Origin of the sequence: Methylococcus mesophilus (assembly GCF_026247885.1) — a bacterium.
GTDB classification, from domain to species: domain Bacteria; phylum Pseudomonadota; class Gammaproteobacteria; order Methylococcales; family Methylococcaceae; genus Methylococcus; species Methylococcus mesophilus.
Genome location: NZ_CP110921.1, coordinates 1,028,382 through 1,050,082, shown reverse-complemented (window position 1 = coordinate 1,050,082; position 21,701 = coordinate 1,028,382). Strand labels below are relative to the sequence as shown.

At 63.1% G+C, this 21,701-nt stretch carries 23 protein-coding genes; 15 read left to right on the top strand and 8 right to left on the bottom strand.

The annotated features are described in order from the left end of the window. Nucleotides 1-10: 10 nt before the first annotated feature. The 7 genes from OOT43_RS04750 (at nucleotide 11) to OOT43_RS04720 (ending at nucleotide 6,602) form a co-directional block, all read left to right on the top strand. A complete protein-coding gene (locus OOT43_RS04750; protein WP_266023597.1) occupies nucleotides 11-1,354 on the top strand; it encodes a tetratricopeptide repeat protein in 1,344 nt (447 codons plus the stop codon). Beyond that, on the top strand, nucleotides 1,351-3,312 hold the full coding sequence (locus OOT43_RS04745; RefSeq protein ID WP_266023596.1) for a vWA domain-containing protein: 1,962 nt from the start codon (nucleotides 1,351-1,353) through the stop codon (nucleotides 3,310-3,312). The genes OOT43_RS04750 and OOT43_RS04745 overlap by 4 nt, the downstream gene beginning before the upstream one ends. Continuing rightward, nucleotides 3,309-4,025 carry an ABC transporter ATP-binding protein gene (locus tag OOT43_RS04740; protein ID WP_266023595.1) on the top strand — a complete coding sequence of 239 codons (717 nt, stop codon included), beginning with the start codon at nucleotides 3,309-3,311 and terminating at the stop codon, nucleotides 4,023-4,025. Before OOT43_RS04745 ends, OOT43_RS04740 begins: the two co-directional genes overlap by 4 nt. Beyond that, nucleotides 4,018-5,244: an FtsX-like permease family protein gene (locus OOT43_RS04735; protein WP_266023594.1), complete on the top strand. Its 1,227-nt coding sequence runs from the start codon at nucleotides 4,018-4,020 to the stop codon at nucleotides 5,242-5,244. The genes OOT43_RS04740 and OOT43_RS04735 overlap by 8 nt, the downstream gene beginning before the upstream one ends. A gap of 100 nt (nucleotides 5,245-5,344) precedes the next feature. Continuing rightward, the gene (locus OOT43_RS04730; RefSeq protein WP_266023593.1) at nucleotides 5,345-5,539 is read left to right on the top strand and encodes a type II toxin-antitoxin system Phd/YefM family antitoxin; all 195 of its coding nucleotides are present in this window, start codon (nucleotides 5,345-5,347) and stop codon (nucleotides 5,537-5,539) included. After that, nucleotides 5,524-5,925 carry a type II toxin-antitoxin system VapC family toxin gene (locus tag OOT43_RS04725; protein WP_266023592.1) on the top strand — a complete coding sequence of 134 codons (402 nt, stop codon included), beginning with the start codon at nucleotides 5,524-5,526 and terminating at the stop codon, nucleotides 5,923-5,925. Before OOT43_RS04730 ends, OOT43_RS04725 begins: the two co-directional genes overlap by 16 nt. 98 nt (nucleotides 5,926-6,023) lie before the next feature. After that, a complete protein-coding gene (locus OOT43_RS04720) occupies nucleotides 6,024-6,602 on the top strand; it encodes a lipid-binding SYLF domain-containing protein (RefSeq protein WP_266023590.1) in 579 nt (192 codons plus the stop codon). A 31-nt stretch (nucleotides 6,603-6,633) separates the two neighbouring features. On the opposite strand, the gene OOT43_RS04715 is transcribed toward OOT43_RS04720, so the two are convergent. Then, nucleotides 6,634-7,878 carry a dicarboxylate/amino acid:cation symporter gene (locus OOT43_RS04715; RefSeq protein WP_266023589.1) on the bottom strand — a complete coding sequence of 415 codons (1,245 nt, stop codon included), beginning with the start codon at nucleotides 7,876-7,878 and terminating at the stop codon, nucleotides 6,634-6,636. A 165-nt stretch (nucleotides 7,879-8,043) separates the two neighbouring features. Between OOT43_RS04715 and OOT43_RS04710 the strand changes: the two genes are divergently transcribed. The 6 genes from OOT43_RS04710 (at nucleotide 8,044) to OOT43_RS04685 (ending at nucleotide 12,340) form a co-directional block, all read left to right on the top strand. After that, nucleotides 8,044-9,534 carry a choice-of-anchor tandem repeat GloVer-containing protein gene (locus OOT43_RS04710; RefSeq protein ID WP_266023588.1) on the top strand — a complete coding sequence of 497 codons (1,491 nt, stop codon included), beginning with the start codon at nucleotides 8,044-8,046 and terminating at the stop codon, nucleotides 9,532-9,534. 211 nt (nucleotides 9,535-9,745) lie between these two features. After that, on the top strand, nucleotides 9,746-10,078 hold the full coding sequence (locus OOT43_RS04705; RefSeq protein WP_266023587.1) for a YciI family protein: 333 nt from the start codon (nucleotides 9,746-9,748) through the stop codon (nucleotides 10,076-10,078). Between the two features lie 126 nt (nucleotides 10,079-10,204). Then, nucleotides 10,205-10,627, top strand: a complete 423-nt coding sequence (locus OOT43_RS04700) for a VOC family protein (RefSeq protein WP_266023586.1) — start codon at nucleotides 10,205-10,207, stop codon at nucleotides 10,625-10,627. A 17-nt stretch (nucleotides 10,628-10,644) separates the two neighbouring features. Beyond that, nucleotides 10,645-11,085, top strand: a complete 441-nt coding sequence (locus OOT43_RS04695; protein ID WP_266023585.1) for a YciI family protein — start codon at nucleotides 10,645-10,647, stop codon at nucleotides 11,083-11,085. Nucleotides 11,086-11,109: 24 nt separating this feature from the next. Beyond that, nucleotides 11,110-11,640: an SRPBCC family protein gene (locus tag OOT43_RS04690; protein WP_266023584.1), complete on the top strand. Its 531-nt coding sequence runs from the start codon at nucleotides 11,110-11,112 to the stop codon at nucleotides 11,638-11,640. A 229-nt stretch (nucleotides 11,641-11,869) separates the two neighbouring features. Continuing rightward, entirely contained in the window at nucleotides 11,870-12,340 is a 471-nt protein-coding gene (locus OOT43_RS04685; RefSeq protein ID WP_266023583.1) for a DUF1579 domain-containing protein, read from the top strand. 17 nt (nucleotides 12,341-12,357) lie between these two features. On the opposite strand, the gene budA is transcribed toward OOT43_RS04685, so the two are convergent. The 7 genes from budA to OOT43_RS04650 form a co-directional block, all read right to left on the bottom strand. Next, nucleotides 12,358-13,140, bottom strand: a complete 783-nt coding sequence (budA, locus tag OOT43_RS04680; RefSeq protein ID WP_266023582.1) for an acetolactate decarboxylase — start codon at nucleotides 13,138-13,140, stop codon at nucleotides 12,358-12,360. Between the two features lie 119 nt (nucleotides 13,141-13,259). Beyond that, complete coding sequence (gene alsS / locus OOT43_RS04675; protein ID WP_266023581.1) at nucleotides 13,260-14,921, bottom strand: acetolactate synthase AlsS; 1,662 nt, start codon at nucleotides 14,919-14,921, stop codon at nucleotides 13,260-13,262. Nucleotides 14,922-14,995: 74 nt separating this feature from the next. Continuing rightward, nucleotides 14,996-16,054: a linear amide C-N hydrolase gene (locus tag OOT43_RS04670; protein WP_266023579.1), complete on the bottom strand. Its 1,059-nt coding sequence runs from the start codon at nucleotides 16,052-16,054 to the stop codon at nucleotides 14,996-14,998. Nucleotides 16,055-16,178: 124 nt separating this feature from the next. Continuing rightward, nucleotides 16,179-17,900, bottom strand: a complete 1,722-nt coding sequence (locus OOT43_RS04665; RefSeq protein WP_266023577.1) for an NAD-dependent malic enzyme — start codon at nucleotides 17,898-17,900, stop codon at nucleotides 16,179-16,181. A 13-nt stretch (nucleotides 17,901-17,913) separates the two neighbouring features. Next, nucleotides 17,914-18,354 (bottom strand): DUF2721 domain-containing protein, encoded by a 441-nt coding sequence (locus OOT43_RS04660; RefSeq protein WP_266023576.1) that lies wholly within the window; start codon nucleotides 18,352-18,354, stop codon nucleotides 17,914-17,916. A 9-nt stretch (nucleotides 18,355-18,363) separates the two neighbouring features. Continuing rightward, entirely contained in the window at nucleotides 18,364-19,434 is a 1,071-nt protein-coding gene (locus tag OOT43_RS04655; RefSeq protein WP_266023575.1) for a dipeptide epimerase, read from the bottom strand. Further along, nucleotides 19,431-20,504, bottom strand: coding sequence for a DUF1611 domain-containing protein (locus OOT43_RS04650; protein WP_266023574.1), 1,074 nt, complete (start codon nucleotides 20,502-20,504; stop codon nucleotides 19,431-19,433). Before OOT43_RS04650 ends, OOT43_RS04655 begins: the two co-directional genes overlap by 4 nt. Before the next feature lie 276 nt (nucleotides 20,505-20,780). Between OOT43_RS04650 and OOT43_RS04645 the strand changes: the two genes are divergently transcribed. Both OOT43_RS04645 and cysE read left to right on the top strand, forming a co-directional pair. Continuing rightward, nucleotides 20,781-20,948, top strand: a complete 168-nt coding sequence (locus tag OOT43_RS04645; RefSeq protein WP_266023573.1) for a hypothetical protein — start codon at nucleotides 20,781-20,783, stop codon at nucleotides 20,946-20,948. Next, the gene (gene cysE, locus OOT43_RS04640) at nucleotides 20,942-21,688 is read left to right on the top strand and encodes a serine O-acetyltransferase (protein ID WP_266023572.1); all 747 of its coding nucleotides are present in this window, start codon (nucleotides 20,942-20,944) and stop codon (nucleotides 21,686-21,688) included. The genes OOT43_RS04645 and cysE overlap by 7 nt, the downstream gene beginning before the upstream one ends. The last annotated feature ends 13 nt before the right edge of the window (nucleotides 21,689-21,701 follow it).

The following is a 21,701-nucleotide window of genomic DNA, read 5'->3' as shown; positions in this document are numbered from 1 at the left end:
GGAGGCGGCGATGGCGATCAAATGCGAACTGGTCAACGATCCGGGCATGGGCCCCGGCCACGGGCTGATCCGCGTCGGCGGGCTGGAGCAAACCGCGGGCCGGCTGGAATTCTGCCTGGAGCGTAACCAGGGCTCGGCGCCTTTTCTGGGGCCGGGGGGGACTTGGCAGGCTCAGGAATTCTGGCATGGGGTGGATTCGGAGGTTGGGCCTGATTCTGCGGTTGCAGGCCCTCATCCCCAACCCTTCTCCCAGAGGGAGAAGGGAGCGGACGTATCTTCTTTTTCCACAGTTCAGGAAATAGCAGCCGAAGCCCGATCTTCGCATCCTTCTCCCTCTGGGACAAAACCGCCGGGAGCGGTTTTGGTTGAGCAGCGCTCACCCGAAGGGTTTCGGGCAGGATGGCCCGAAAACAAAAGGTGGCCCGAAGGGCCGGATGAGGGTGACAAGCCGCATGGCGCCGATATGCTATCTATGGGCCAGGGGACCCTCCAGTCCATCCCCCGCCAAATCCCGGTCGGCCCCGAAATCGTCGACCCCATCGTCAGCCAGCCCCACAGCGTGGTGTTCCGCCTGACCCTGTCGGCGGACGGCGCCCGCTACCCTTGCGTCCTGCGGATTCAGCGGCCTTTGCTCGGTTCCGGCGCATATTTCGAAGCCAAGCCGGCTCCCGCGCCCCAAGCGGAGCCTGAACCGGTCCCGGAGCCTGCGCCGGTTTCCGAATCCGAGCCCATTCCGGCGCTGGAGCCGCCGCCCGAGCCGGTTCCGGTGCCTGTTCCCCGTCCGTCGCGCCGCCTCTGGCTCGGATTCGCCCTCGCCCTGGCGCTGGCCGGCGCGGGCGCTTGGGCTTGGTGGGACTGCCGCATCCCCGCGCTGCCGGGGCCGCAGTGCCAAACCGCCGCGCCGAAGACGGAGCAGAACGCCGAGGTGCAGCCGATTTCACCGCCCCAGCATTGCACGGGCTTAAGCGCCGAGGATTGCCTGGCGGCGGCGCAGAAGAGTCTGGCTGCACACCAGCCGGATGCCGCCCGCCAGTTGTTCCAGGAGGCCGCGGAGCTGGGTGCGCCGAAGGCTTATATCCAACTGGGCCGGATGTACGATCCGGACACCTGGTCCGCCGAAACCAGCCCTGCGGCGAACGCCGACTGGGAGACCGCGGCTTACTGGTACGACGAGGCGGCCCGCACCGGAGACAAGGATGGCAGGCTCGGGGCGGGGCGGCTGTACTGCCGCAATACCCAGGACCCGGCCTTCCTGTCGCACGCCCTGGAATTGCTGCGCAAGTCCGTCGCGGAAGCGCCGGGCGATGCGGCCGCTGAGGCACTGTTGAAGGAATGTGAGGAGAAGGCGAAATGAAACTGCGCTTGAGGGTATTCGGCTTCGTCGCCGTTCTGTTCATGGCTCCGGCCTTTGCCGCCGAGCCTCTGCTGATGCCCGGCAAGAAAACCCTCTACCAGCGCGTCCTGACCCGCCCCGGCGCCCGCATCGTGCCCAATCCGGGAAAGACCGACGGCAAGCCCGCGGCGGCGCTGTCGCGCTACTACGTCTACGAGCGGGAAACCCTGGACGGCAAGGAATGGCTGCAGGTCGGCGGCAATGCCCGCGGCAAGATCGACGGCTGGCTGGACGCCGCCCAGAGCGTGCCGTGGAACCAGCAACTGACGCTGGCGTTCACCAATCCGGCCAACCGTTCCAGGGCGCCATTGTTCGAGAAGAAGGAGAGCGTGCTGGAGTTGCTCAAGGCCGCCGATCCCGGCGCCGCGGCCGCGTCCATCCTGAAGACCGTGGAATCCGGCAAGCCCGATCCTCGGCTGATTTCGATGGAACCCCAGGAATACGTCGATCCGGCCAAGAAATTCTACCTGCTGCCCATCATGCAGGCGGAGGAACTCACCTCGCCGCGCAATGTGCGGGTACTGGAGGTCGCCTCGGTTACCGCCAAGTCCGGCGAAACTTCGCCGGCGGAAGCCCAGCGCAAGGCCCACGATGCGCCTTCCGTGCTGCGCAGCTTCAGCGCCGCGGTGGTGTTCGTGATCGATTCGACCATCTCCATGGGGCCGTACATCGACCGCACCCGAGACGCCGTGCGCCGGGTCTACGCCAAGCTCGAGAAAGCCGGGCTGGGCGATCAGGTCCGGTTCGGGCTGGTCGCCTTCCGTTCCAGCACCCAGGCGGTACCGGGGCTGGAATACGTCTCCAAGGTCTACGCCGACCCCGGCGAAGTGAAGACCGGCAAGGACTTTCTCGCCAAGGTCGCGAGCCTCAGCCCGGCCAAGGTGTCGAGCTCGGCGTTCGACGAGGACAGTTACGCCGGCGTGATGACTGCGCTGCAAAAGATCAAATGGAGCGAATTCGGCGGGCGCTACGTGGTTCTCATCACCGACGCCGGCGCCATCGACGGCAACGACCCGCTGTCCCAGACCAGACTCGGCGCGGAGCAGGTCCGCATCGAGGCCGAACAGCTCGGCGTGGCCCTGTTCGGACTGCACCTGAAGACGCCCGCCGGCAAGGCCGACCATGCCAAGGCCGCCGGCCAGTACAAGGCGCTGACCCAGAACCCGGTTGCCGGCCGGCCGCTGTATTACGACGTCGAATCCGGCGACGTGGGCAGGTTCGGGAAGATCGTCGATTCGCTGGCCGACACCATGGCCAAGCTGGTGGAAGGGGCCTCGCAAGGCCAGATGGTGGCCGGCAGTGCACGCACCGCGGCGAGCGTCAAACCGAAGGACGAGAGCGAACGGATCACCAGCGACGCCCTGCTGCTGGGCCACGCCATGCAGCTCGCCTATCTCGGCCGGGAGAAGGGCACGCAGGCGCCGGATCTGTTCCAGGCCTGGCTGTGCGACCGCGACTACGCCCATCCTGAGCTGGCCGCCACCGAAGTGCGGGTGCTGCTGACCAAGAACGAACTGAGCAATCTCAGCCAGACCGTCAAGCTCATCCTCGACCAGGGCGAGAAGTCGCAGGAAACCACCGGCACCGCCGCCTTCTTCGACCTGCTGCGGTCCTCGGCCGCGCATCTGGTGCGCGATCCCGCCAAGCTGGCCGACCCCAAGGCCCGCAAGCTGGCCGAACTGGGCCTGCTCGGCGAATACCTGGAAGGCTTGCCGTACAAGAGCGCGGTGATGAACCTGACTTCCGATCAATGGGAGCAGTGGAGCCAGCGGCAGCAGGAGGACTTCCTCGACGGCCTCCGCCGCAAGCTGCGGCACTACCAGATCTACCACGACGACGCCGACCGCTGGGTGATGCTGGACGGCTCGAACGACCCCAGCGAAGCGGTCTACCCGGTGCCGATCGGCGCCTTGCCGTGACGCCGTTGCTGGAGCTTTCCTGCGTCGAGCGGCGCCGGGGCGAAGGCGAGGGGGCTTTCACGCTGGCGGTCGAGGGTTTGTCCCTCCGCAAAGGCGAATGCCTGGCCGTCACCGGCCCCAGCGGCTCCGGCAAGAGCACCCTGCTCGACCTGCTCGGACTGGTGCTGCGCCCGGATCGGGCGGATGCGTTCCGGTTTCTCGACCATGACGTGGCCGCGCTATGGCGGTCCGGCGGAGACGGCGGGCTCGCCACCCTGCGCTCCAGGCACCTGGGCTATGTCCTGCAGACCGGCGGCCTGCTTCCTTTCCTCAACTTGCGGGAAAACGTCGAGCTCTCACGCCGCCTGCTGGGATTGGGGCCGGACGCGCTGACCGGCGAGTTGCTGGCTCGCCTGGGACTCGCCCGCCTCGCAGCCAAGAAACCCCGCGCCCTTTCGGTCGGGGAGCGCCAGCGGGCCGCCATCGCCCGCGCCTTCGCCCACCGGCCCGCCCTGGTGCTGGCCGATGAACCCACCGCCGCGCTCGATCCGCCCCAGGCGCTGGAAGTCTGCCGGCTGATGCTGGAATTGGCGGCGGAATTCGGCATCGCCCTCGTGATTGTTTCCCACGACTGGGCGCTGGTGCGCAAGCTGGGACTGCCGGAGGTCCGGGTCGTGCCGGAAGCTGGCCCCGCCGGTTGCCGCAGCCGCTTGGAATGGCCAGCCAATGCGTGAGACGTTGCGCCAACTGCGTTTAGTCGGCGGGCTCGCCGGCCGCGATCTATTCCACGAATGGCGGGTATCGCTCTGCCTGGCGCTGGCGATCGCCGCCGTGCTGGCTCCCCTGCTGGTGCTGTTCGGCCTGAAGTCCGGCATCGTCGACACCCTCACGGTGCGGCTGAAATCCGATCCGCGCAACCTCGAGATCGTCTGGCGGCTGAACGCCTCCTTGGAGCCAGATTGGTTGGAAAGGCTCCGCTCGAATCCGCAAGTCGGCTTTGCAGTGCCCAGCACCCGGACCCTGGCCGCCACCCTGGACCTTGCCGCAGCCGATGGGATAGGCCTGCAGGACGTCGACCTGATTCCTACGGATACCGGCGATCCGCTGTTCGGCGTCGAGGATGCAGTTCCGCAAGGGCTGGGCGAGCTGGCTTTGACCCGCGAGGCGGCAGGCAAACTCGGCGTTTCGGCCGGGATGCGGGTGGAAGGCGTCGTCTACCGCAATCTCCACCAGCAGCGCCAGGTGCTGAGGCTGCCGCTGCGAGTGAGCGCCGTGCTGGCCGAATCCCATTATTCCGGCTGGGGCGCGTTCGTATCTTTACCCCTCTTGCAAGCCCTGGAACGTTACCGCGACGGTTACGCCGTGTCCGAGCTGGGCGTTGCCGACGGCACGTCTCCCACCTCCGGTTCGTCCCGCTACGCCCGGCTCCGGCTCTATGCGCGTAGTCTGGAAGCGGTGCCGGGGCTGGCCGAGTCGCTGCGCACCCAAGGCTACGACGTCTCCACCCGCAGCAAAGACATCGAACTGGTCAAGAACATCGACCATGCCCTGAGTTTCCTGTTCCGCCTGATCGCCGGGGTCGGCGTCGCCGGCTGCGTGCTGTCGCTGGGCGCCAGCCTCTGGGCCAACGTCGAACGCAAGCGGCGCGAACTGGCGCTGCTGCGCCTGGTCGGCATACGCAACCGGCTGCTCGCCGGCTTCCCGGCCGTCCAGGCCGCAGGCGTCGCCGCGGCTGGAATCGCACTGTCGTTTGCCGCCTATTTCGCGGCAGCGGAGGCGATCAACCAGACCTTTCGGATGGACCTGGGCCGGGACGAATTCGTGTGCCGCCTGCTGCTGCGCGACGGGGCGATAGCGGCGCTGTTGACAGAAGTGCTCGCCGTCATCGCTTCGCTGATCGGCGTGGCGGACGTGCTCCGTATCGAGCCGGCGGAGAGTTTGCGGCAAGTTTAAGTGCCTTGACGCCTATCCCTATTATGATCATAGTGATGACTATGGTCGTATCCGGGGCTCGATGATGAAGGTCGTATCCAAGAGTGTCTTGAAGGCGCGCATGCTCGAATATTTTCGGGATATCGAAGCCAGCGGCGAGGAACTGGTCGTTACCAGCAACGGCCAGCCGGTGCTGAAAGTCGTTCCCTACCATCGGGAAATGACGGTGGACGAAGCTTTCGCCGACGTGCGGGGTAAGATCGCCTATCACGGTGATTTACTGGCGTCCACGACTGAAGAATGGGGAATCACCTGATGGTCGTTCTCGATACCCACGTGCTGGTATGGTGGACGCTGGATCCGGGACGGCTTTCCGCGCCTGCCAAGCGGCATTGCGATGCCGTCGCCTCGGTCGGTGCGATAGTGAGCTCCGTCTCCCTTTGGGAGATCGGCATCAAGGTCAAGCGAGGCCAGCTCGAGCTCGGCATCGACTTCGCCGATTACGTCCGCCGGCTCCAGCTCGTGAAGGGCTTGCGGATCGTTCCGGTCGACGTTGAACATTGGATGGCTAATCTCGAACTCCAGTGGGAGCATCGCGATCCGGCCGACCGGACGATCGTCGCCACGGCGAAGCTGTTCGATTTGCCTTTGCTCAGCAAGGATGAAACCGTGCGGGCGTTCTATGCCAAGGCAATTTGGTAGATTTAGCAGGTATTGACCGGGGCACGCTCGGATTAAACTGATGCCGCAGGTTTTGTCTGACTACATTTTTTACAACCCCAGCGAAGGAAAGACTCCAGATGACTAGAACCCCGAAAGCATTTGCGCTGTTCGCTGTTTTCGTTCTCTTCTTGTCCGGCTGCGCGTCGCAGCCGCTGACTCGCGCCGAAAAAGAGTCGCAGCGGGCGGAAATCCGCTCGATGGCGAGCCAGACTATGGCACAGCTCTATCAGAGTTATCCCGAGGCCAAGGCGCGCGTCCGCAAGTCGGCCGGTTATGCGGTGTTCAGCGACTTCGGCTTGAAGATCATCTTCGGCGGCGGCTCGCACGGCGAAGGTGTCGCCATCAGCAACGCGACCCAGAAGGCGACCTTCATGAAGATGTTCGAGCTTTCGCCGGGCCTGGGCTTCGGAGCCCAGAAGTTCCGCGTCGTGCTCCTGTTCGACACGCGGGATGCCTTCGACAAGTTCGTGAATTCGGGCTGGGAGTTCGGCGGGAATACCGAGGCCGCCCTGCAGACAACTACCCAGGGTGCGGGCGGTCGTCTCGGGGTCACCGTGTCGCCGGGCGTGACGATGTACCAGATCAGCGAAGCCGGCGCTATCGTCGGCATCAGCATCTCCGGCGCCAAGTACTACAAGGACGATGACCTGAACTAGCCCAAACCGGAGAGGGAAGAGGCGGGAAGCCTCACTTCAGCGCCTTTTCCCACCGGCTCACCACCGCCGCGGCTATGCTGTTGCCGAACACGTTGGTCGCGCTGCGTCCCATGTCCAGCACCTGGTCGATCCCCAGTAACAGCAGCAAGCCTTCCGCCGGCAGGTCGAACATGTCCAGGGTGGCGGCGATGACGATCAGGGACGCCCTCGGCACCCCCGCGATCCCCTTGCTGGTAAACAGCAGCACCAGCAGCATCAGCAACTGGTCCGCCGGTGCCATCGCGATGCCGTAGGCCTGGGCGATGAACAGCACGGCGAACGTCATGTACATCATGCTGCCGTCCAGGTTGAAGGAATAGCCCAGCGGCAGCACGAAGCCGCAGATGCGCTCGGGGCAGCCGAAGCGTTCCAGTTGCTGCAGCAACTTGGGGTAGGCCGCTTCGCTGGTGGCCGTGGCGAAGGCGATCAGCGCCGGTTCGCGGACATGCCGCAGCAGGCTGGCGATCCGCCGGCCCAGCAGCACAAAGCCGACGCCGCCGAGCACCGTCCACAGCACGGCCAGGCCGAGGTAAAACTCGCCGATGAAGATGCCGTAGGAGCCCAGCACGCCGAAACCGTTCTTGGCGACCATCGAGGCCATCGCCGCGAACACCGCGACCGGCGCGAACTGCATCACATAGCCGGTGACCTTCAACATCACATGGCCCAGGGAGTCCAGCAGCCGCACCGTGGGCTGGGCCAGCTCGCCGAGCTGGGCGCAGGCGATGCCGAAGAAGATCGAGAACACCACGATCTGTAAGATTTCGTTCTGCGCCATGGCTTCGAACAGGCTCCTCGGAACCACATGCGCCACGAACGAAGCGAGCGTAGGATCATGCTTCTGCAAGCCCGTGTCGGCGCCCGCCGCCGGCAGCTCCAGGTGCAGCGCCTCGCCCGGCGCGAGCAGATTCACTAGGGCCATGCCGATCAGGAGGCTTACCAGCGAGGCCGAGAAAAACCACAGGATTGCCTTGCCGCCCACCCTTCCCACGGTGCGGCCGTCCCCCATCTTCGCCATGCCAGTCACCAGGGTGGCGAATACCAGCGGCGCAATGATCATCTTGATCAGCCGCATGAAGACGTCTGTCATCGCGCCGAACACGCTCGTGATTCCGCTCAGCAGCTCGCCTTTGCCGACGGTGAGATTGAGGGCTTCCCCGGCGATCACGCCGAGAGCGATCGCTGCCAATACGTAGAGTGTCTGCCGGCTGGCCGGGCTGGAGTGATGGTCAGTCATGGAGGCGTTCGGGTACCCGGTGATCGAATGGCCGGCCATTATGCCGCGAGAAGAGCGCGATACGGATTTGCCGAATCCGAAAATCCTTCCTTTTTTCGTTTGAAGAGTGTCGAATCCGGCCTTTCGCTTACGACTACCCAATGTCCGCAACGACCGGAGAAAACCATGAAATATCTATGTTTGGTCTATAGCGAGGAAAAGAAACTGGAAGGTTGGGATGACGGCGAGTGCCAAGATTATTGCGAATCGCTGCAAGCAAGAATCCTGGCTGCGGCGCCAACCGCGAACGATTTGGGATGCGGATGGCGGGCTCAGACCGCACTCGGCGCTCCCGTTCCACGTCAAGGCAAGAAGGCGTTGACCATAAGGACTAAGGTTCTGCATTCCCTATGTTTTTATTTCGCGGTGGGTATCACAGCTAGCGCTGCATGTCCCACCGGCGCACGCGCAAGTTCCTCGGAAACCGTATTGTGGAATTTCAAAGGCGGATTTGGTGTCCAGTCGGGGCTGACTGCCGGCAAAAAGGGTGTCTTCTACGGGACGACCTTCGGTGGTGGGGTGCACAAGGGCGGCACCGTGTTCGAACTGACGCCGCCTGCGCCTAGCCGGAAGGCATGGACCAAGAGGGTGCTTTGGGACTTCAGCGGCCCTGTCTACAGTCGCTATTTGGATGCTGAACTCGTCTCCGATAAGAATGGAATCCTCTACGGTGCGACGAGCAGTATTTCGGGTCACCCCACGGTGTTTAAGCTGATGCCGCCGAAGCCCGGAAAGAAGGCGTGGAGTCTGAGGACCCTGTGGAAATCCCGAGGCGGCGGCGCTCCGATCGGCCCAGTTGGCCGTTTGATCGCGGACCAGTACGGCGCGCTGTATGGCACGACCATGGGTAGTGCCGGCACGGTGTTCAAGCTTGCGCCACCGAGACCAGGAAAAAAGGCCTGGACCAAGACGGTGCTATGGACGTTTCCCGACGGTGTCTATTCACAGAATGGGCTGATCATGGACGACAACGGCGTGTTGTACGGCGTGACCGAAAACGATGGGATGGGCTTAGGAACGGTGTTCAGCCTGGCACCGCCGGTTCCCGGCCAGGAGACTTGGACCCATACGGTGCTGTGGGTATTAGGCCAACCCGATGGTTTCGACACCCAGGCCCCTCTGCTCGCTGACAAGGACGGCGCTTTATACACGACGACCGGAATGGGCGGGATCCTGGGCTGGGGCGCGGTGTTCAAGCTGACGCCGCCGGGTCCCGGTCAGACCGACTGGACCCACGCGGTGCTGTGGAGCTTCGGCGGTTCGTTCGACGGCGGTTTACCACGGGGCGGTCTGATTGCCGACCAGCACGGTGCCCTGTACGGCGTGACCATGTATGGCGGAACCCATGACAACGCGGGCACGGCATTCAAGCTGACCCCGCCTGGCCCCGGTGAAACGGCTTGGACAAAGACGGTATTGTGGAGCTTTGGTGCTCCCTATGGCGACGGCTGTCCTGGGGTTCCAGTCGGTTGTCCCCAAGGGGCCTCGGACGGTGTCGCCCCGTTGGGCCTGATTGCGGATGTGGACGGCACTCTCTATGGCACGACGCAGCATGGCGGAAGGTATGGCGGCGGCACGGCGTTCAAGCTGGAACTCGGGATCGGCATGGATCAGTGAAGAGACTGGGGCAATGGACTCTCGGCTTGCGTCGCTGACCACATCAAGAACGCTTTCGACTTGTCCATGTAGGCTCCGTCATCAAACCGCCGAATGATTGTGGAGCCGGCTAGAATGCCGGAGGCGGAAAGATATTGCCTCCATTATCCAAGACTGTCGAATTTGGGATTTGGCGAATGCCGAACCCGTGACCGTCCAATAGGGGAAAACCATGAAATACCTGTGTTTGGTCTACAGTGAGGAAAAGAAACTGGAAGGTTGGGATGACGGCGAGTGTCAAGCTTATTGCCAGTCGCTGCAAGGCAGCGGGCATCTCGTCGCCGCCGAAGCCCTCCAGCCCGTGCACACCGCGACTACCGTCCGGATCCGTAACGGCAAGCTGTCCGTCACCGACGGTCCGTTCGCGGAGACCAAGGAGCAACTGGCGGGTTTCTACCTGATCGAGGCGAGGGACCTGAACGAAGCCATCCAACTCGCCGCGAAGATTCCGCCGGCACGGGTCGGCAGCATCGAGGTGCGGCCGGTCAGGACTTTGACCCCGTGACAAAAAAATTCACGGCCCGTGTCGATTGTCGCGTCCCTCGTTCGACTGTTGCGTGAAGCCTGGGTGAGAAGCTTGCCGGCTGGCCCGACTTTGTCGGGATCAATTAACCCTACTGAGGAAAACGTCATGCAAATTCAGCCCTATCTGTTTTTCAACGGACGCTGCGACGAAGCGCTCGAATTCTACCGGTCGGCACTGGGCGCCGAGATGATCATGCTCATGCGTTTCAAGGAGAGTCCGGAGCCGCCGCAATGCGAGCTTCCCGAGGGGGGCGAAGACAAAGTGATGCACGCGAGCTTCCGCGTCGGTGACAGCGTCATTCTGGCATCCGACGGCTGTTGCGGCGGACAGCCCAGCTTCCAGGGATTTGCACTGACCCTGACGGTGGCGGACGAAAACGAGGCCGATCGCCTGTTCGCCGCTCTGGCCGAGGGCGGTCAGGTGCAGATGCCTCTGGCGAGAACCTTCTTTTCCCCCCGGTTCGGCATGGTCATCGACCGCTTCGGCGTGTGCTGGATGGTCCTCGTCGAATGCCGCGAACCGGCGTAGTCGAGAGGAGAAGAGCGATGCGATTCATGATCATCGTCAAAGCAACGAAGGATTCCGAGGAGGGGGTGATGCCCACGGAAAAACTCCTTGCCGAAATGGCGAGCTACCACGAGGAACTGCAGAAAGCAGGAATGCTGGTCGATGCCTCTGGCCTGCAACCGAGCGCGAAAGGCTGGCGGATCCGGTACCAGGGCGACAAGCGCTCGGTGGTCGACGGTCCGTTTGCCGAAACCAAGGAACTGATCGCCGGCTACACCCTCATCCAGGCGGAATCGAGGGAAGAAGCGATCGAATGGACGCGGCGCTTTCCCAATCCAACGATTGACGGCGCTGCTTGCGAAATTGAAGTTCGTCAGTTGTTTGAGCTGGAAGACTTTGCTCCAGGCGAGGCAATAGAGCGGTTCCGGGAACTCGACGTCTGTTTTGAAAAACGGCCGCAGGACGCCTCGACCCTTTGATTTTGATATCGACTGGAGTCACTCATGCTGAAGTTCACTGCCATTATGCTCGTGGTCTTGCTCCTTGCACTGCTCATCTATGCATCGACCAAACCCGATACGTTTCAAGTACAGCGGAGTATCCGCATCAAGGCGCCACCCGAAAAGATATTCCCGTTCATCGATGATCTGCACGCCTGGCTGGACTGGTCGCCTTACGAGAAGAAAGATCCGGAAATGAAAAGGACGTTCAGCGGCCCGGCCGCCGGCGTCGGGGCGAGGTATGCCTGGGACGGCAACAACGAAATCGGCGCCGGCAGCATGGAAATCACCGAATCTCAGCCGCCTTCCAGGGTGGTCATGAAACTGGATTTCACCCGTCCATTCGAAGCTCACAACATCGTTGAATTTTCGCTGGAGCCTGAAGGTGATGCCGCCACGGAGTTAACCTGGGCCATACACGGGCCCATGCCGTTCCTATCGAAACTCATGACGGTATTCTTCAGCATGGACAAGATGATAGGCAAGGACTTCGAGGTTGGTCTCGCCAGCCTTAGGACCGCCGTCGAAAATTGAAAAAGGCCGCGTAGCAGCGTATGGGCCAGGAGCGACCGATGAAATATCTTTGCCTGATCTGCGCCGAAGCCGTGATGGAACAGACGTCCGAATCCGATACGGGAAGATCAAATCGAGGTATGGCGGAAAGTTGCCGAAGGAGCGGCGATTACATCGCCTGCAACCGGCTGTTGCCACTGGCGACTATGACGACATATGGAAACTTGAGAGAAGATCAATGAATAGCCAAATGCGAGACGAACACCGATGGCTGCAAAACCTGGTGGGCGACTGGAGTTGCGAGCACCAGTGGTCCCTGGGCATAGGCAAATCGCAGGAAAAATTCAAGGGATCTGAGACCGTGCGTTCCATGGGCGGCTATTGGGTGGTGTGCGAAAGCAGCGGAGAAATGCCCGGCGGAGGCGTGGCAAATACTTTGATGACGCTGGGCTATGACCCGGAAAAGAAGCGGTATGTCGGAACCTGGGTGGGCTCGATGATGACCCACCTCTGGCTCTATGACGGATGCCTGGATGGGGAAGGAAAGGTGTTGACGCTCGAAACCGAAGGCCCCGACTGTGCCAACGGAGGGAGGATGGTGAAGCAAAAGGACGTCATCGAGATCAGAGCGGGCGACCATCGGCTGACGACATGCTACAAACTGGATGCTGACGGAAACTGGCACCCATTCATGACGGCGAGCTATCGGAGGAAGCGGTAGCGGCTATCTGCCCCGCTTCAGCCCTCCGCCTCGTGTATGGCCTCGTCCTGATCCTTCGCCAGGTCCGCGTCGAGAAAAGCCCCGCACTCGGGGACTTCCATCCGGAACTGGGAAGTGACGTCGATGTCGACTTCCGCCTCGCGCATCGTGAAGTCCAGGACGTGGCCGCCGACGGTTTCGGCCTTGTCCAGGAAATGCACGTGGTAGCCGGCGACGTTGACGCCCTGGGTGTAGTCGGGGAAACGGAAGCCGACCAGGGTGCCTTCCAGATTTTCGTATTCGAATTCGGGCTGGCGGCGGGCGACTTCGACCAGGGGCGGGTAGGGTTTGTGCTGGCGCGGTACCGTGCGGACGCGGATGTGGTCGAAGCGCGCCCGTACCCGGATGGCGTAGAAAAGGTTTTTGCTGGGAGCGGCTTTGTCGACGGCGGCCTGGAACTGCTTCCAGTCGATCGGGTCGGGCCAGTCGATCTGGACGGTCGGGTCGAACAGGGTCACCACGGCGAACGGCGTTTTGGCGGTGGGCGGGACGGGATAGGCCTTGCCGTCCGATTTGATCTGGAAGAACCGTCCGCCGAGGGCGATCATCTCCCCGTCCAGCGCGTTGAAGGTGCCCAGACCGAAGTCGCCGTGCTCTGCCAGTTCGCCGTAGGTGGTATCGCCGTCGTAAACGCCTTCCATCAGCGCGCCGATGGTCGAGGCCTGGAACACCTCATTGTCCTCGCGGCCTGGTGGGTGGAACAAATCGCCTTTCTGCTGGTGGCTGCGGAAGGCTTGGATGAAGATGTCGTCGATGGCCATGGGGTTTCCTTATTAGTCGTTAAGAAAGCAATGTCATTGATTGATCGCCCTCACCCAGCCCTCTCCCAGAGGGAGAGGGAGTAATGTTGTGTGACATTGCTTTCTTAACCATTAGTAAGTCAGTGCTGGGCGGAGGCGTTGATCGCATCGACCAGGTCGGCGTTGTCGCTGTAGTCGATGGGGACTTCTATCAGGACCGGCGCATCGGCGGCCAGGGCACGGTTCAGCACCGGAACGATGTCGTCCGCGGATTCGATCCGGTAGCCGGTCGCGCCGAAGGCTTCCGCCAGCTTGACGAAGTCGGTGGGGCCGAATTCGGCGCCGAAGCTGCGGCCGTAGTCGCGCATCTGCAGGCTGTGGATCAGGTTGTAGCCGCCGTCTTTCCAGACGATGTGGACGATCGGCAGCTTCAGGCGCACGGCGGTTTCCAGCTCCATGCAGGTCATGAGGAAGGAGCCGTCGCCGGATACCGAAACCACCTTCTTCCCCGGCCGGGCCAGGGCCGCGCCGATGGCCCAGGGCAGGGCGACGCCCATGGTCTGGTGGCCCATGCTGAACAGGAGGTGGCGCGGGGCGTAGCAGAAGAAATAGCGGGCCATCCAGATCTCGTGGGCGCCGACGTCGCAGGTCACCGTCACCGCGTCGTCCAGCGTGGCCCGAAGGTCGTGGATGAAGCGCAAGGGGTGGACCGGCATGCCGGTCAGCGCTGCGCCGCGGGCTTGCTCCTCCAGCAGACGCTGCCGCGCCGCGGCGACGGCGGGGCGTTCGGCTCGATCCTCGATTCGGAGCAGGCTGCCGAGCGCGTCCAGGTTGGCGGCGATGTCGCCGACCAGTTCGGCGGCAGGGCGGTAGGCCCGGTCGACGGTGGCGGGCAGCGCATCCAGGTGGATCGCCTGCGACTGCGGTGAGATCCAGGCGGAAGGTTCGTATTCGATCGGGTCGTAGCCGATGGTGAGCACCAGATCGGCTTGCCGCAGCACATCGTCGCCCGGCTGGTTGAGCACATAACCGACCCGGCCGACGAACTGATCGACCAGATTGCGCGACAGGGTGCCGGCGGCCTCGAAGGTCATCGCCACCGGCAGCGGATGCCGCTCCAGGAAACGCCGGACCGCCGCCGCCGCTCCAGGTGTGCTGGCCCGCACGCCGAGCAGGATGGCGGGCGCTTTGGCATCGTTCAGCAGGGACGCCGCGCGTTCGACGATGGCGGCCGGGGCCGCACCCCAGACGGCGGGTTCGGCCGGCGCCAGGGCTTGCGCCGTGACCGGCGCGGTGAGCATGTCGTTCGGCACCGAGACGTGGACGGCCCCGGCGCGCGGCGCTTGCGCGGTGCGGAAGGCGTTGACCAGGATTTCCGATACGGTGTTCGGTTCCTCGACCTCGACGCTCCACTGGGTGATCGGCGCGAACAGGCCGACCGAATCCAGGTTCATGTGGCTTTGCTTGAACTGCACGGCCCGCGGCACCTGGCCGGTGATGACGACCAGCGGGTCGCGGTCTTCGGTAGCGGTCGCCACGCCGCAGACGGCATTGATGAGGCCGGGGCCGGATGTGGTAAGCACCACGCCGGGCTGGCCGGTGATCCGGCCCCAGGCCTGGGCCATGAAGGCGGCGCCGGTTTCGTCCCGGCAAACGATGAAGCGCGGGCCGCGGTCGGCCAGCACGTTCAGGATCGGGAGTATCGCGCCGCCGGGCACGCCGAAGACGTATTCGACGCCCAGCGCTTGCAGCGAATCGACCAACAGGTCGGCGCCGGTGCAGCGTTTGGAGGTTTCGGTCATGGCTGGGTTCTCTGAATCCGTCGGTCGTTGGAGACTGGTTTGAATGTGGGGTTTCGGACCCGCGGTCGAGATTTTTATTTGTCGGGAGTAATTTGCGGGGTGGTAAATGCTTGCGCCGCGATAAAATATTTACTGGTTTCGCCGCTATAAATTTCACCGTTAGCTAGGGCCAGTTTTTTTATTGCGGCGCCCGGTTTAAAATCCAGTTTGTCCAGCTCAACCCAAAACACATTGGGATGATTGGTTTCTTCGAAATAATAAATCTTGCGTTTCAAGTCGGCAACGCTGCGCCAATAAGTTGGATACAAATTTGGACGGCTGGCGTCTTTTGCTTTCTCAAACGGAACCGATACGTTGCGAATAATTGAAAATACCGTGGCGATCTCTTGTTGATAGTCGGTGGATCGTAAGGCGTTGCTCAGATAGTAACTGGCGCGAACGAAACGGTCGCTGGGGTTTTCGGTTCCCGGTAAAAAATTACCCTCTTGTCGCTGCCAATAGGTATTCAACGATAGTTGCTGGTCAAACGATGGTTCGTTTGTCATTACGTTATACTGGCTGCCGTGATGAACGACTAATTTGCCGTTGATATATTCAAAAATGGCATTATCTCCACTGGCATCGCTAATTGCCATGTGAAGATCCATTTTTTTGCCGTCAACATCGGGCACTGCCAGCATGTTATATTTGCCGCTGCCAAAGTCTTTTACAGCATCATTGACCGTGGCATAGTTGTCCAGCATAAATTGCCCCCAGCTGAGCAGGGTCAGGTTCTTTTTGCCTGAAACCGGCTTGGCATACCCGCTTCCTGAAAGGTAGAGTATGTTCACACTCAACCCTTCTGTATTTATGCCGTCAGCGGTTGCAATATTGAAAGCGCTCGTGGTAACACTGCCATATTTAGAGACCCAGTGCAGGCTGTTTTTGTCGTTGCCATTGCCGCTACGGGAAATTCCTGCCGGGTATGCCCATAAATCCGCGTGTCCATCGTTTGGCCAATCCCAGGATCTGCCGGTAATTACATTGTTTTCCGCGCCGATATAGGTGAAGCGGGTGCAAGCATCGGCAACTGGACCTGCTAAAGCACCGGCAACGGCCACAAAGCCTGCCATACGAGCCGCTATTTTTTTCATGGAAATCCCCTTAAATTTCGTCAAACAATTAAATGAACCAACTCTCCCGCTAGGCAAGCTGCGATGCTGGTGCGGCTGAACGGGATTCAAGATCAAAAGCGGCAGCGGCCATGCTTCGTAGGTATTACCACGAGCTAATCCCTGTCAGCTGCGCATAAACCGGGGTCCACATCCGTTCGTCCACCAAGTGTTCCAGGTCCGCATCGCTGGAGTACCCGGCGACGCCGGCGGCTATGGCCTCCTTCGCGACAGCCAGTGCGATAAGGCGCGATACGCTGCGGATGGCTGTCAGGGGCGGAAGCAGGGGCGCATCCGGGTCGGTTGCCGCGGGGGAGGCGTCGGCCAGGGCTTGCGCAGCGGCCATGAACATGCCGGGGGTCACCCGGCGCGCGCCTATGGCGAGGATGCCCAGCCCCAGTCCAGGAAAAATATAGCTGTTATTGCATTGCGAAATCGGGATCGTCCGCCCCTCCCAGGCGACGTCGGCGAACGGGCTGCCGGTGGCGACCAGGGCACGCCCTTCGGTCCAGGCCAGAATCTGCGCGGGCAGGGCTTCGCAGCGGGAAGTCGGGTTCGACAGCGGCAGGACGATAGGGCGCAGCACCCGGATGGCCATCGTTTTGACGATGGATTCGGTGAAAGCCCCGGTCACACCTGAGACGCCGATCAGCACGCTCGGGTGTGCGTTGTTCACTACCTCGGCCAGGCCGATGGTCCCGGCTTGATCCAACCGCCAGCCGGCCAGCCGGGCGGCGGGTTGCGCGAAGGGCTGCTGGAACGGCAGCAGTCCGGTGAGCCCCTCGCGCAGCAGGCCGGGCCGGTCGATCAGATAGAAACGCGAGCGCGCTTCGGTCTCGGACAAGCCGTCCCGGACCATGGCTGCGCACAGTTGCTCGCCGATGCCGCAGCCGGCGGAGCCCGCGCCGAACACGGCGAAGACCTGGTCCTGCAGCCGAACTCCCGTGGCCTTGACCGCGGCCAGTACGGTGCCGGTGGCGACCGCCGCCGTACCCTGGATGTCGTCGTTGAAGGTGCAGAGCCGGTCGCGGTAGCGCTCCAGCAGCGGACCGGCATTGGCCTGGGCGAAGTCTTCCCATTGCAGCAGCACGTTCGGGTAGCGCCGCGTCACCGCCTGCACGAAGCGCTCGACGAAGGTTTCATATTCGGCGCCCCGCACCCGCGTGTGGCGCCAGCCCATGTACAGCGGGTCGTTCAGCAGTTCCGGGTTGTCCGTGCCGACGTCAAGCAGCACCGGCAGTGTGCGGGCGGGGTGGATGCCGCCGCAGAGGGTATACAGCGCCAGCTTGCCGATGGGGATGCCCATGCCGCCTGCGCCCTGGTCGCCCAGACCGAGGATGCGCTCGCCGTCCGTCACCACGATGACGTCCACGTCGCGCTGCGGGGTATTGGCCAGCAGCTCGTCGATGTGCTCGCGCTCCGGGTAGGCGATGAACAGTCCCCGCGGATGCCGGTAGATGTGGCTGAACCGCTGGCAGGCTTCGCCCACGGTCGGCGTGTAGACGACGGGCATCGTCTCCCCGATGTAATCCCGCATCAGCCGGTAGAACAACACTTCGTTCTCGTCCTGCAGGGCACGCAGGTAGATGTGGCGTTCCAGGTCGGTGGCCTTGCCCTTGAATGCCTCGTAGGCACGTTCTACCTGGGTTTCAAGGGTGTCGACATGCGGTGGCAGCAGACCGAGCAGGCCCAGTTCGCGGCGCTCCTGTTCAGGGAAGGCCGTGCCCTTGTTGAACAACGGATGGTTCAGCAGCAAAGCGCCTTTGAGCGGTACCGACCAGGTTTCCTTGCCGGTTTGAGCATCGCGGGCGATTTCGAAATCGATCATGGGATTCAAGTCCTCAGCGCGGCCCGACCCGCAGGGTCGCGATGCCGATATAGATTTCCACCAGGAAGACGAGCAAGGCCAGCATCAGCGTGGCCATGGCCGCGATGAACAGCAGCGCGATCGCCGTGCCCAGCTCGGTGTCGGAAATGCCGCCGACGAACAGGATGCCGACGACCGTGCAGATCAGGAGCGCGCTGATCGTGCAGAGGGTGAGGGCTGCGCCGATCATCCGGGCGCGCCGCCACAAAATTCTGAGTTCCACATGGGCGAAATGGCGCATCTTCTGGTCGAGCTTTTCGAGGTTGTCTTCCAGGTAGCGCGCCCGGTCGATGCAGCGAGAGAGGCGGACCGTCATCACCGACAGCACCGCCCCGATGCTGGTCAGGAGGAACACCGGGGCCACCGCAAGCTGGATGACGTGGGCCACGTCTTCGATGTTGACCAGGAATTGCATGGCTGTCCTCTAGTCCAGGTATACGAGTCCGAGGCCGGGCCGTTCGGTCACCCGGAGCCGGCCGTCCTCGAGTACAAAGCCGCCTTCTGCGACGTCCCTGGCCAGGTCGAAGCTGCCATCCAGGTCGAGATAGCGGGTCGCCGGGCAGGCGAGGGCAGCGTGCAGGGCGGCGGCGATGCTGATGCGGCTCTCGTCCATGCAGCCCCACATCAGCGCGATGCCCGCCGTTTCGGCGATCGCGGCGATCCGCAGCGCCGGGGCCAGCCCTCCGCACTTCATGAGCTTGATGTTGAAGATGCCGCAGGCGGCAGGCGGCGCGGCCAGGGAAAAGGCGTCAGCGGGGCCGAGCAGGGATTCGTCGGCGGCGATCCGGCGGCGCGCCGCTTCCGGCAACGCCCGCAACCAGTCGGTCCGCTCCGCCGGAAAGGGCTGTTCGACGAACTCGATGCCGAGTTCCTGCCTCAGCCGGTCCAGACGGAGCAGGCCGTCGAGATCGTAGCTCTGATTGGGATCGACCCGCACGACGGCGCGCCCGGCCAGTGTTTCGTGCAGCCGGTGCAGGCGTTCGAAGTCTTGCTCCTCGTTGCCGCAAAGCTTGACCTTGAGCACCCGGAAGCCGAGGGTCAGATATTCGCGCGCCTCGGCCAGTGTTTCTTCGACCGGCTTGATGCCGATCGTGACCGAGGTCGGCAGGCTGTCGTGGGCGCGCCCCAGGATTTCGACCAGTGGCAGGTCGAGACCCTGGGCCAACAGATCGTGCAGCGCCATGTCGAGGGCGGCGCGGGCGGCCGGTGCGGCGGGCAGCCGTTCGGCCAATTCCCGGCACAGCCGCGGCAGGGTCCGGATGTCCGTGCCGATCAGCCACCCGAGACGGTCCCGCTCCAATGCGGAGTGGCAGGCTTCCAGGGTTTCGCCGGTGACGTGGTGTTCGGGCGAGGCGGCGCCCAATCCGAGCAATCCGTCGGCGGTCCTGATTTCGACGATGAGATTGTCGACTTCCTCGACCGAGCGGAAGGCGATGCGGTAGGGGCGCGTCAGCGGAAAATGTTCGGTCCGCACCCGGATGTCGGCGATCTTCATGCGACTTCCTCCCGTTCCAGCAACGCCCGCAGCGGCGGCAGCAGTTCGGTTACGCCGTCTTCCAGCGGGCAGACGACCGGGATGTCCAGGGTCCGGGCCAGTCTGCGCTGCGCTTCCCGCAATCCTTCCGGGCTGGAATCCCGTCCGTTCAGGCTGACGCCCAGCACCGGTACGCCGTAGTGTTCGATCAGCCGGATTTCGTCTTCCACGGGAGGAATCCGGAAACGGGGGCCCTCGAAGCCGTCGTAGCAGCGCCGGCCGGGCGCGTGCTGCAGGATGACGCCCGCCGCGGCTCCGGACAGCAACAGCTCCGCCCCGCAAGGCCCGCTCGGATTGCGCAGGGCGGACTGTCCTTCCAGGATGATGAGATCGGGCCTGGCTTCGCGGTAGCAGCTCAGGATGGCGTGCTCCAGCTCGCCGCTGACGAAATCGTTGGGGAGGGCGTCCAGGATGAGGCCGTGCCGTCCACCCTGCATCCAGCCGGTCTGGCCGGTGTAGATCATCTCGGCCCTGACGCCGTCCGCAATCAGAGCCTGGGTCAGCAGGCGGGCGGTGGTGCGCTTTCCCAGGGCGCAATCGGTGCCGAGCACCGCGATCCGCGGTGCGGCGACGCCGTGGATCTGGCCGGTCCAGAAGTGCAGTTCTGCAATAGGCTTGGGTCGGCGCAAGTCGAGAATTCTGGTGCCGTGGCGGGCCGCTTCCGCCGCGATTTCCGGATCGTCGCCGGCGAGGTCGTGCAGGCCGTTGACCAGCGACAGGCCGGCTGCAGCGGCTTCGAGCAAGGCTGCGCGCAGGGTTTCGGTGAAGCGGCCGCCGTGGGTCGCCATGCCGACGATGGCGACAGCTGGGCGTCTTCGCCCCTGAGCCAGCGCGGCTTCGACCGAGGCGAGCACGGGGATGCCCCGAGGCCGTTCGTCGAGCAGGGTGCCGGCGTCGTGGCCGGCACAATCCGGATCGATCACGGCGACAATGTCGAAGCGGTCCGTGCCGCGGATCAGGCCATGGGCCACTTTGCCGTGGACGTCTTCGAAACAGCCGTGTGCCAGGATGAGGGCGGGCGACCTGTCCAAACTTGAACTCCTCCAATGAGCGTGACGAAGGGTGCCCATCATATACCGGGCTACGGCACGACTCGGTGAAATCTTGCCCCAGACCCGGCTGCGGAGTGTTTGTCATGAATCCTACAAATTCCGCCTGGCACAGAAGGGATGTGCGGTGCCGGCACTAAGACCCGCGACGCAATGTATTGAATTCACTGGGATTCACTTGTTTTTTGATGATGGCATATCGGTTGCTTGATGCCTTTTCGAGAGTTTTTCATGTGTCCCCATGTAAGGAGGTGTTCCATGATCGGCTACGGATTCATCGACCAGGACTATTGCAAATCGGTCATCCCCAGCGTCCCCGCGCAGGAGCAGGAGACTGCGGCGAAAGACCAGGAGGAATACCCCTTCTACATCATCCCGGCGCCGCCGGTTCCGGGACGGACCTCGTGGAGTGTGGTTCCGTGGTAGGAGGCGAAGCCGCCAGCCCGTCCCTCGCGGAGCTTCTGCGCGAGGACGTCGGCTGCGTATTCGAGCGCGATCCGGCGGCCCGCAGCCGGCTGGAAGTCATGTTGACCTATCCCGGCGTCCACGCGGTGCTGCTGCACCGGCTCGCCCACCGCCTGTGGCGCGCCGGACATCGGCTGAGCGCACGGCTGCTGGCGGCGTTCGCCCGCTGGCTGACCAACGTCGACATCCATCCCGGTGCGACCATTGGCCGGCGCTTCTTCATCGACCACGGCGCCGGCGTCGTGATCGGTGAGACCGCCGAGATCGGCGACGACGTGACTCTTTATCACGGCGTTACCCTCGGCGGCACCTCGTGGAACAAGGTCAAACGCCATCCTACCCTGGGCAACGGGGTGCTGATCGGCGCGGGCGCCAAAATTCTGGGGCCCATTGTCCTGGGCGACCAGGTCCGCGTCGGTGCGAATTCGGTCGTGATCAAGGACGTGCCGGCCTACTGCACGGTGGTCGGCATCCCCGGCAAGATTGTCCAGCCCAAGAGTTCGCGCAAGGCGGACCCGCACGGTATCGACCTGGACCATCATCTGATCCCCGATCCGGTCGGCAGAGCAGTGCAGTGCCTGCTGGATCGGATCGAGATCCTGGAAGACGAACTGGTGAAGCGGCGCGTCGAAGCGGCCCACGAATGCAGGCAGTGCGATGGCGAGGCGGTGTGCAGGGAACCCGCGGCAGCTGAATCTTGAATCAGGAAAATTT

Coding starts and splice junctions, on each gene's coding strand:
- OOT43_RS04750 (WP_266023597.1), top strand. CDS start 11: ATGGCGATCAAATGCGAACTGGTCAACGATCCGGGCATGGGCCCCGGC.
- OOT43_RS04745 (WP_266023596.1), top strand. CDS start 1,351: ATGAAACTGCGCTTGAGGGTATTCGGCTTCGTCGCCGTTCTGTTCATG.
- OOT43_RS04735 (WP_266023594.1), top strand. CDS start 4,018: ATGCGTGAGACGTTGCGCCAACTGCGTTTAGTCGGCGGGCTCGCCGGC.
- OOT43_RS04730 (WP_266023593.1), top strand. CDS start 5,345: ATGCTCGAATATTTTCGGGATATCGAAGCCAGCGGCGAGGAACTGGTC.
- OOT43_RS04725 (WP_266023592.1), top strand. CDS start 5,524: ATGGGGAATCACCTGATGGTCGTTCTCGATACCCACGTGCTGGTATGG.
- OOT43_RS04720 (WP_266023590.1), top strand. CDS start 6,024: ATGACTAGAACCCCGAAAGCATTTGCGCTGTTCGCTGTTTTCGTTCTC.
- OOT43_RS04715 (WP_266023589.1), bottom strand. CDS start 7,878: ATGACTGACCATCACTCCAGCCCGGCCAGCCGGCAGACACTCTACGTA.
- OOT43_RS04710 (WP_266023588.1), top strand. CDS start 8,044: ATGAAATATCTATGTTTGGTCTATAGCGAGGAAAAGAAACTGGAAGGT.
- OOT43_RS04705 (WP_266023587.1), top strand. CDS start 9,746: ATGAAATACCTGTGTTTGGTCTACAGTGAGGAAAAGAAACTGGAAGGT.
- OOT43_RS04700 (WP_266023586.1), top strand. CDS start 10,205: ATGCAAATTCAGCCCTATCTGTTTTTCAACGGACGCTGCGACGAAGCG.
- OOT43_RS04695 (WP_266023585.1), top strand. CDS start 10,645: ATGCGATTCATGATCATCGTCAAAGCAACGAAGGATTCCGAGGAGGGG.
- OOT43_RS04690 (WP_266023584.1), top strand. CDS start 11,110: ATGCTGAAGTTCACTGCCATTATGCTCGTGGTCTTGCTCCTTGCACTG.
- OOT43_RS04685 (WP_266023583.1), top strand. CDS start 11,870: ATGCGAGACGAACACCGATGGCTGCAAAACCTGGTGGGCGACTGGAGT.
- budA (WP_266023582.1), bottom strand. CDS start 13,140: ATGGCCATCGACGACATCTTCATCCAAGCCTTCCGCAGCCACCAGCAG.
- alsS (WP_266023581.1), bottom strand. CDS start 14,921: ATGACCGAAACCTCCAAACGCTGCACCGGCGCCGACCTGTTGGTCGAT.
- OOT43_RS04670 (WP_266023579.1), bottom strand. CDS start 16,054: ATGAAAAAAATAGCGGCTCGTATGGCAGGCTTTGTGGCCGTTGCCGGT.
- OOT43_RS04665 (WP_266023577.1), bottom strand. CDS start 17,900: ATGATCGATTTCGAAATCGCCCGCGATGCTCAAACCGGCAAGGAAACC.
- OOT43_RS04660 (WP_266023576.1), bottom strand. CDS start 18,354: ATGCAATTCCTGGTCAACATCGAAGACGTGGCCCACGTCATCCAGCTT.
- OOT43_RS04655 (WP_266023575.1), bottom strand. CDS start 19,434: ATGAAGATCGCCGACATCCGGGTGCGGACCGAACATTTTCCGCTGACG.
- OOT43_RS04645 (WP_266023573.1), top strand. CDS start 20,781: ATGATCGGCTACGGATTCATCGACCAGGACTATTGCAAATCGGTCATC.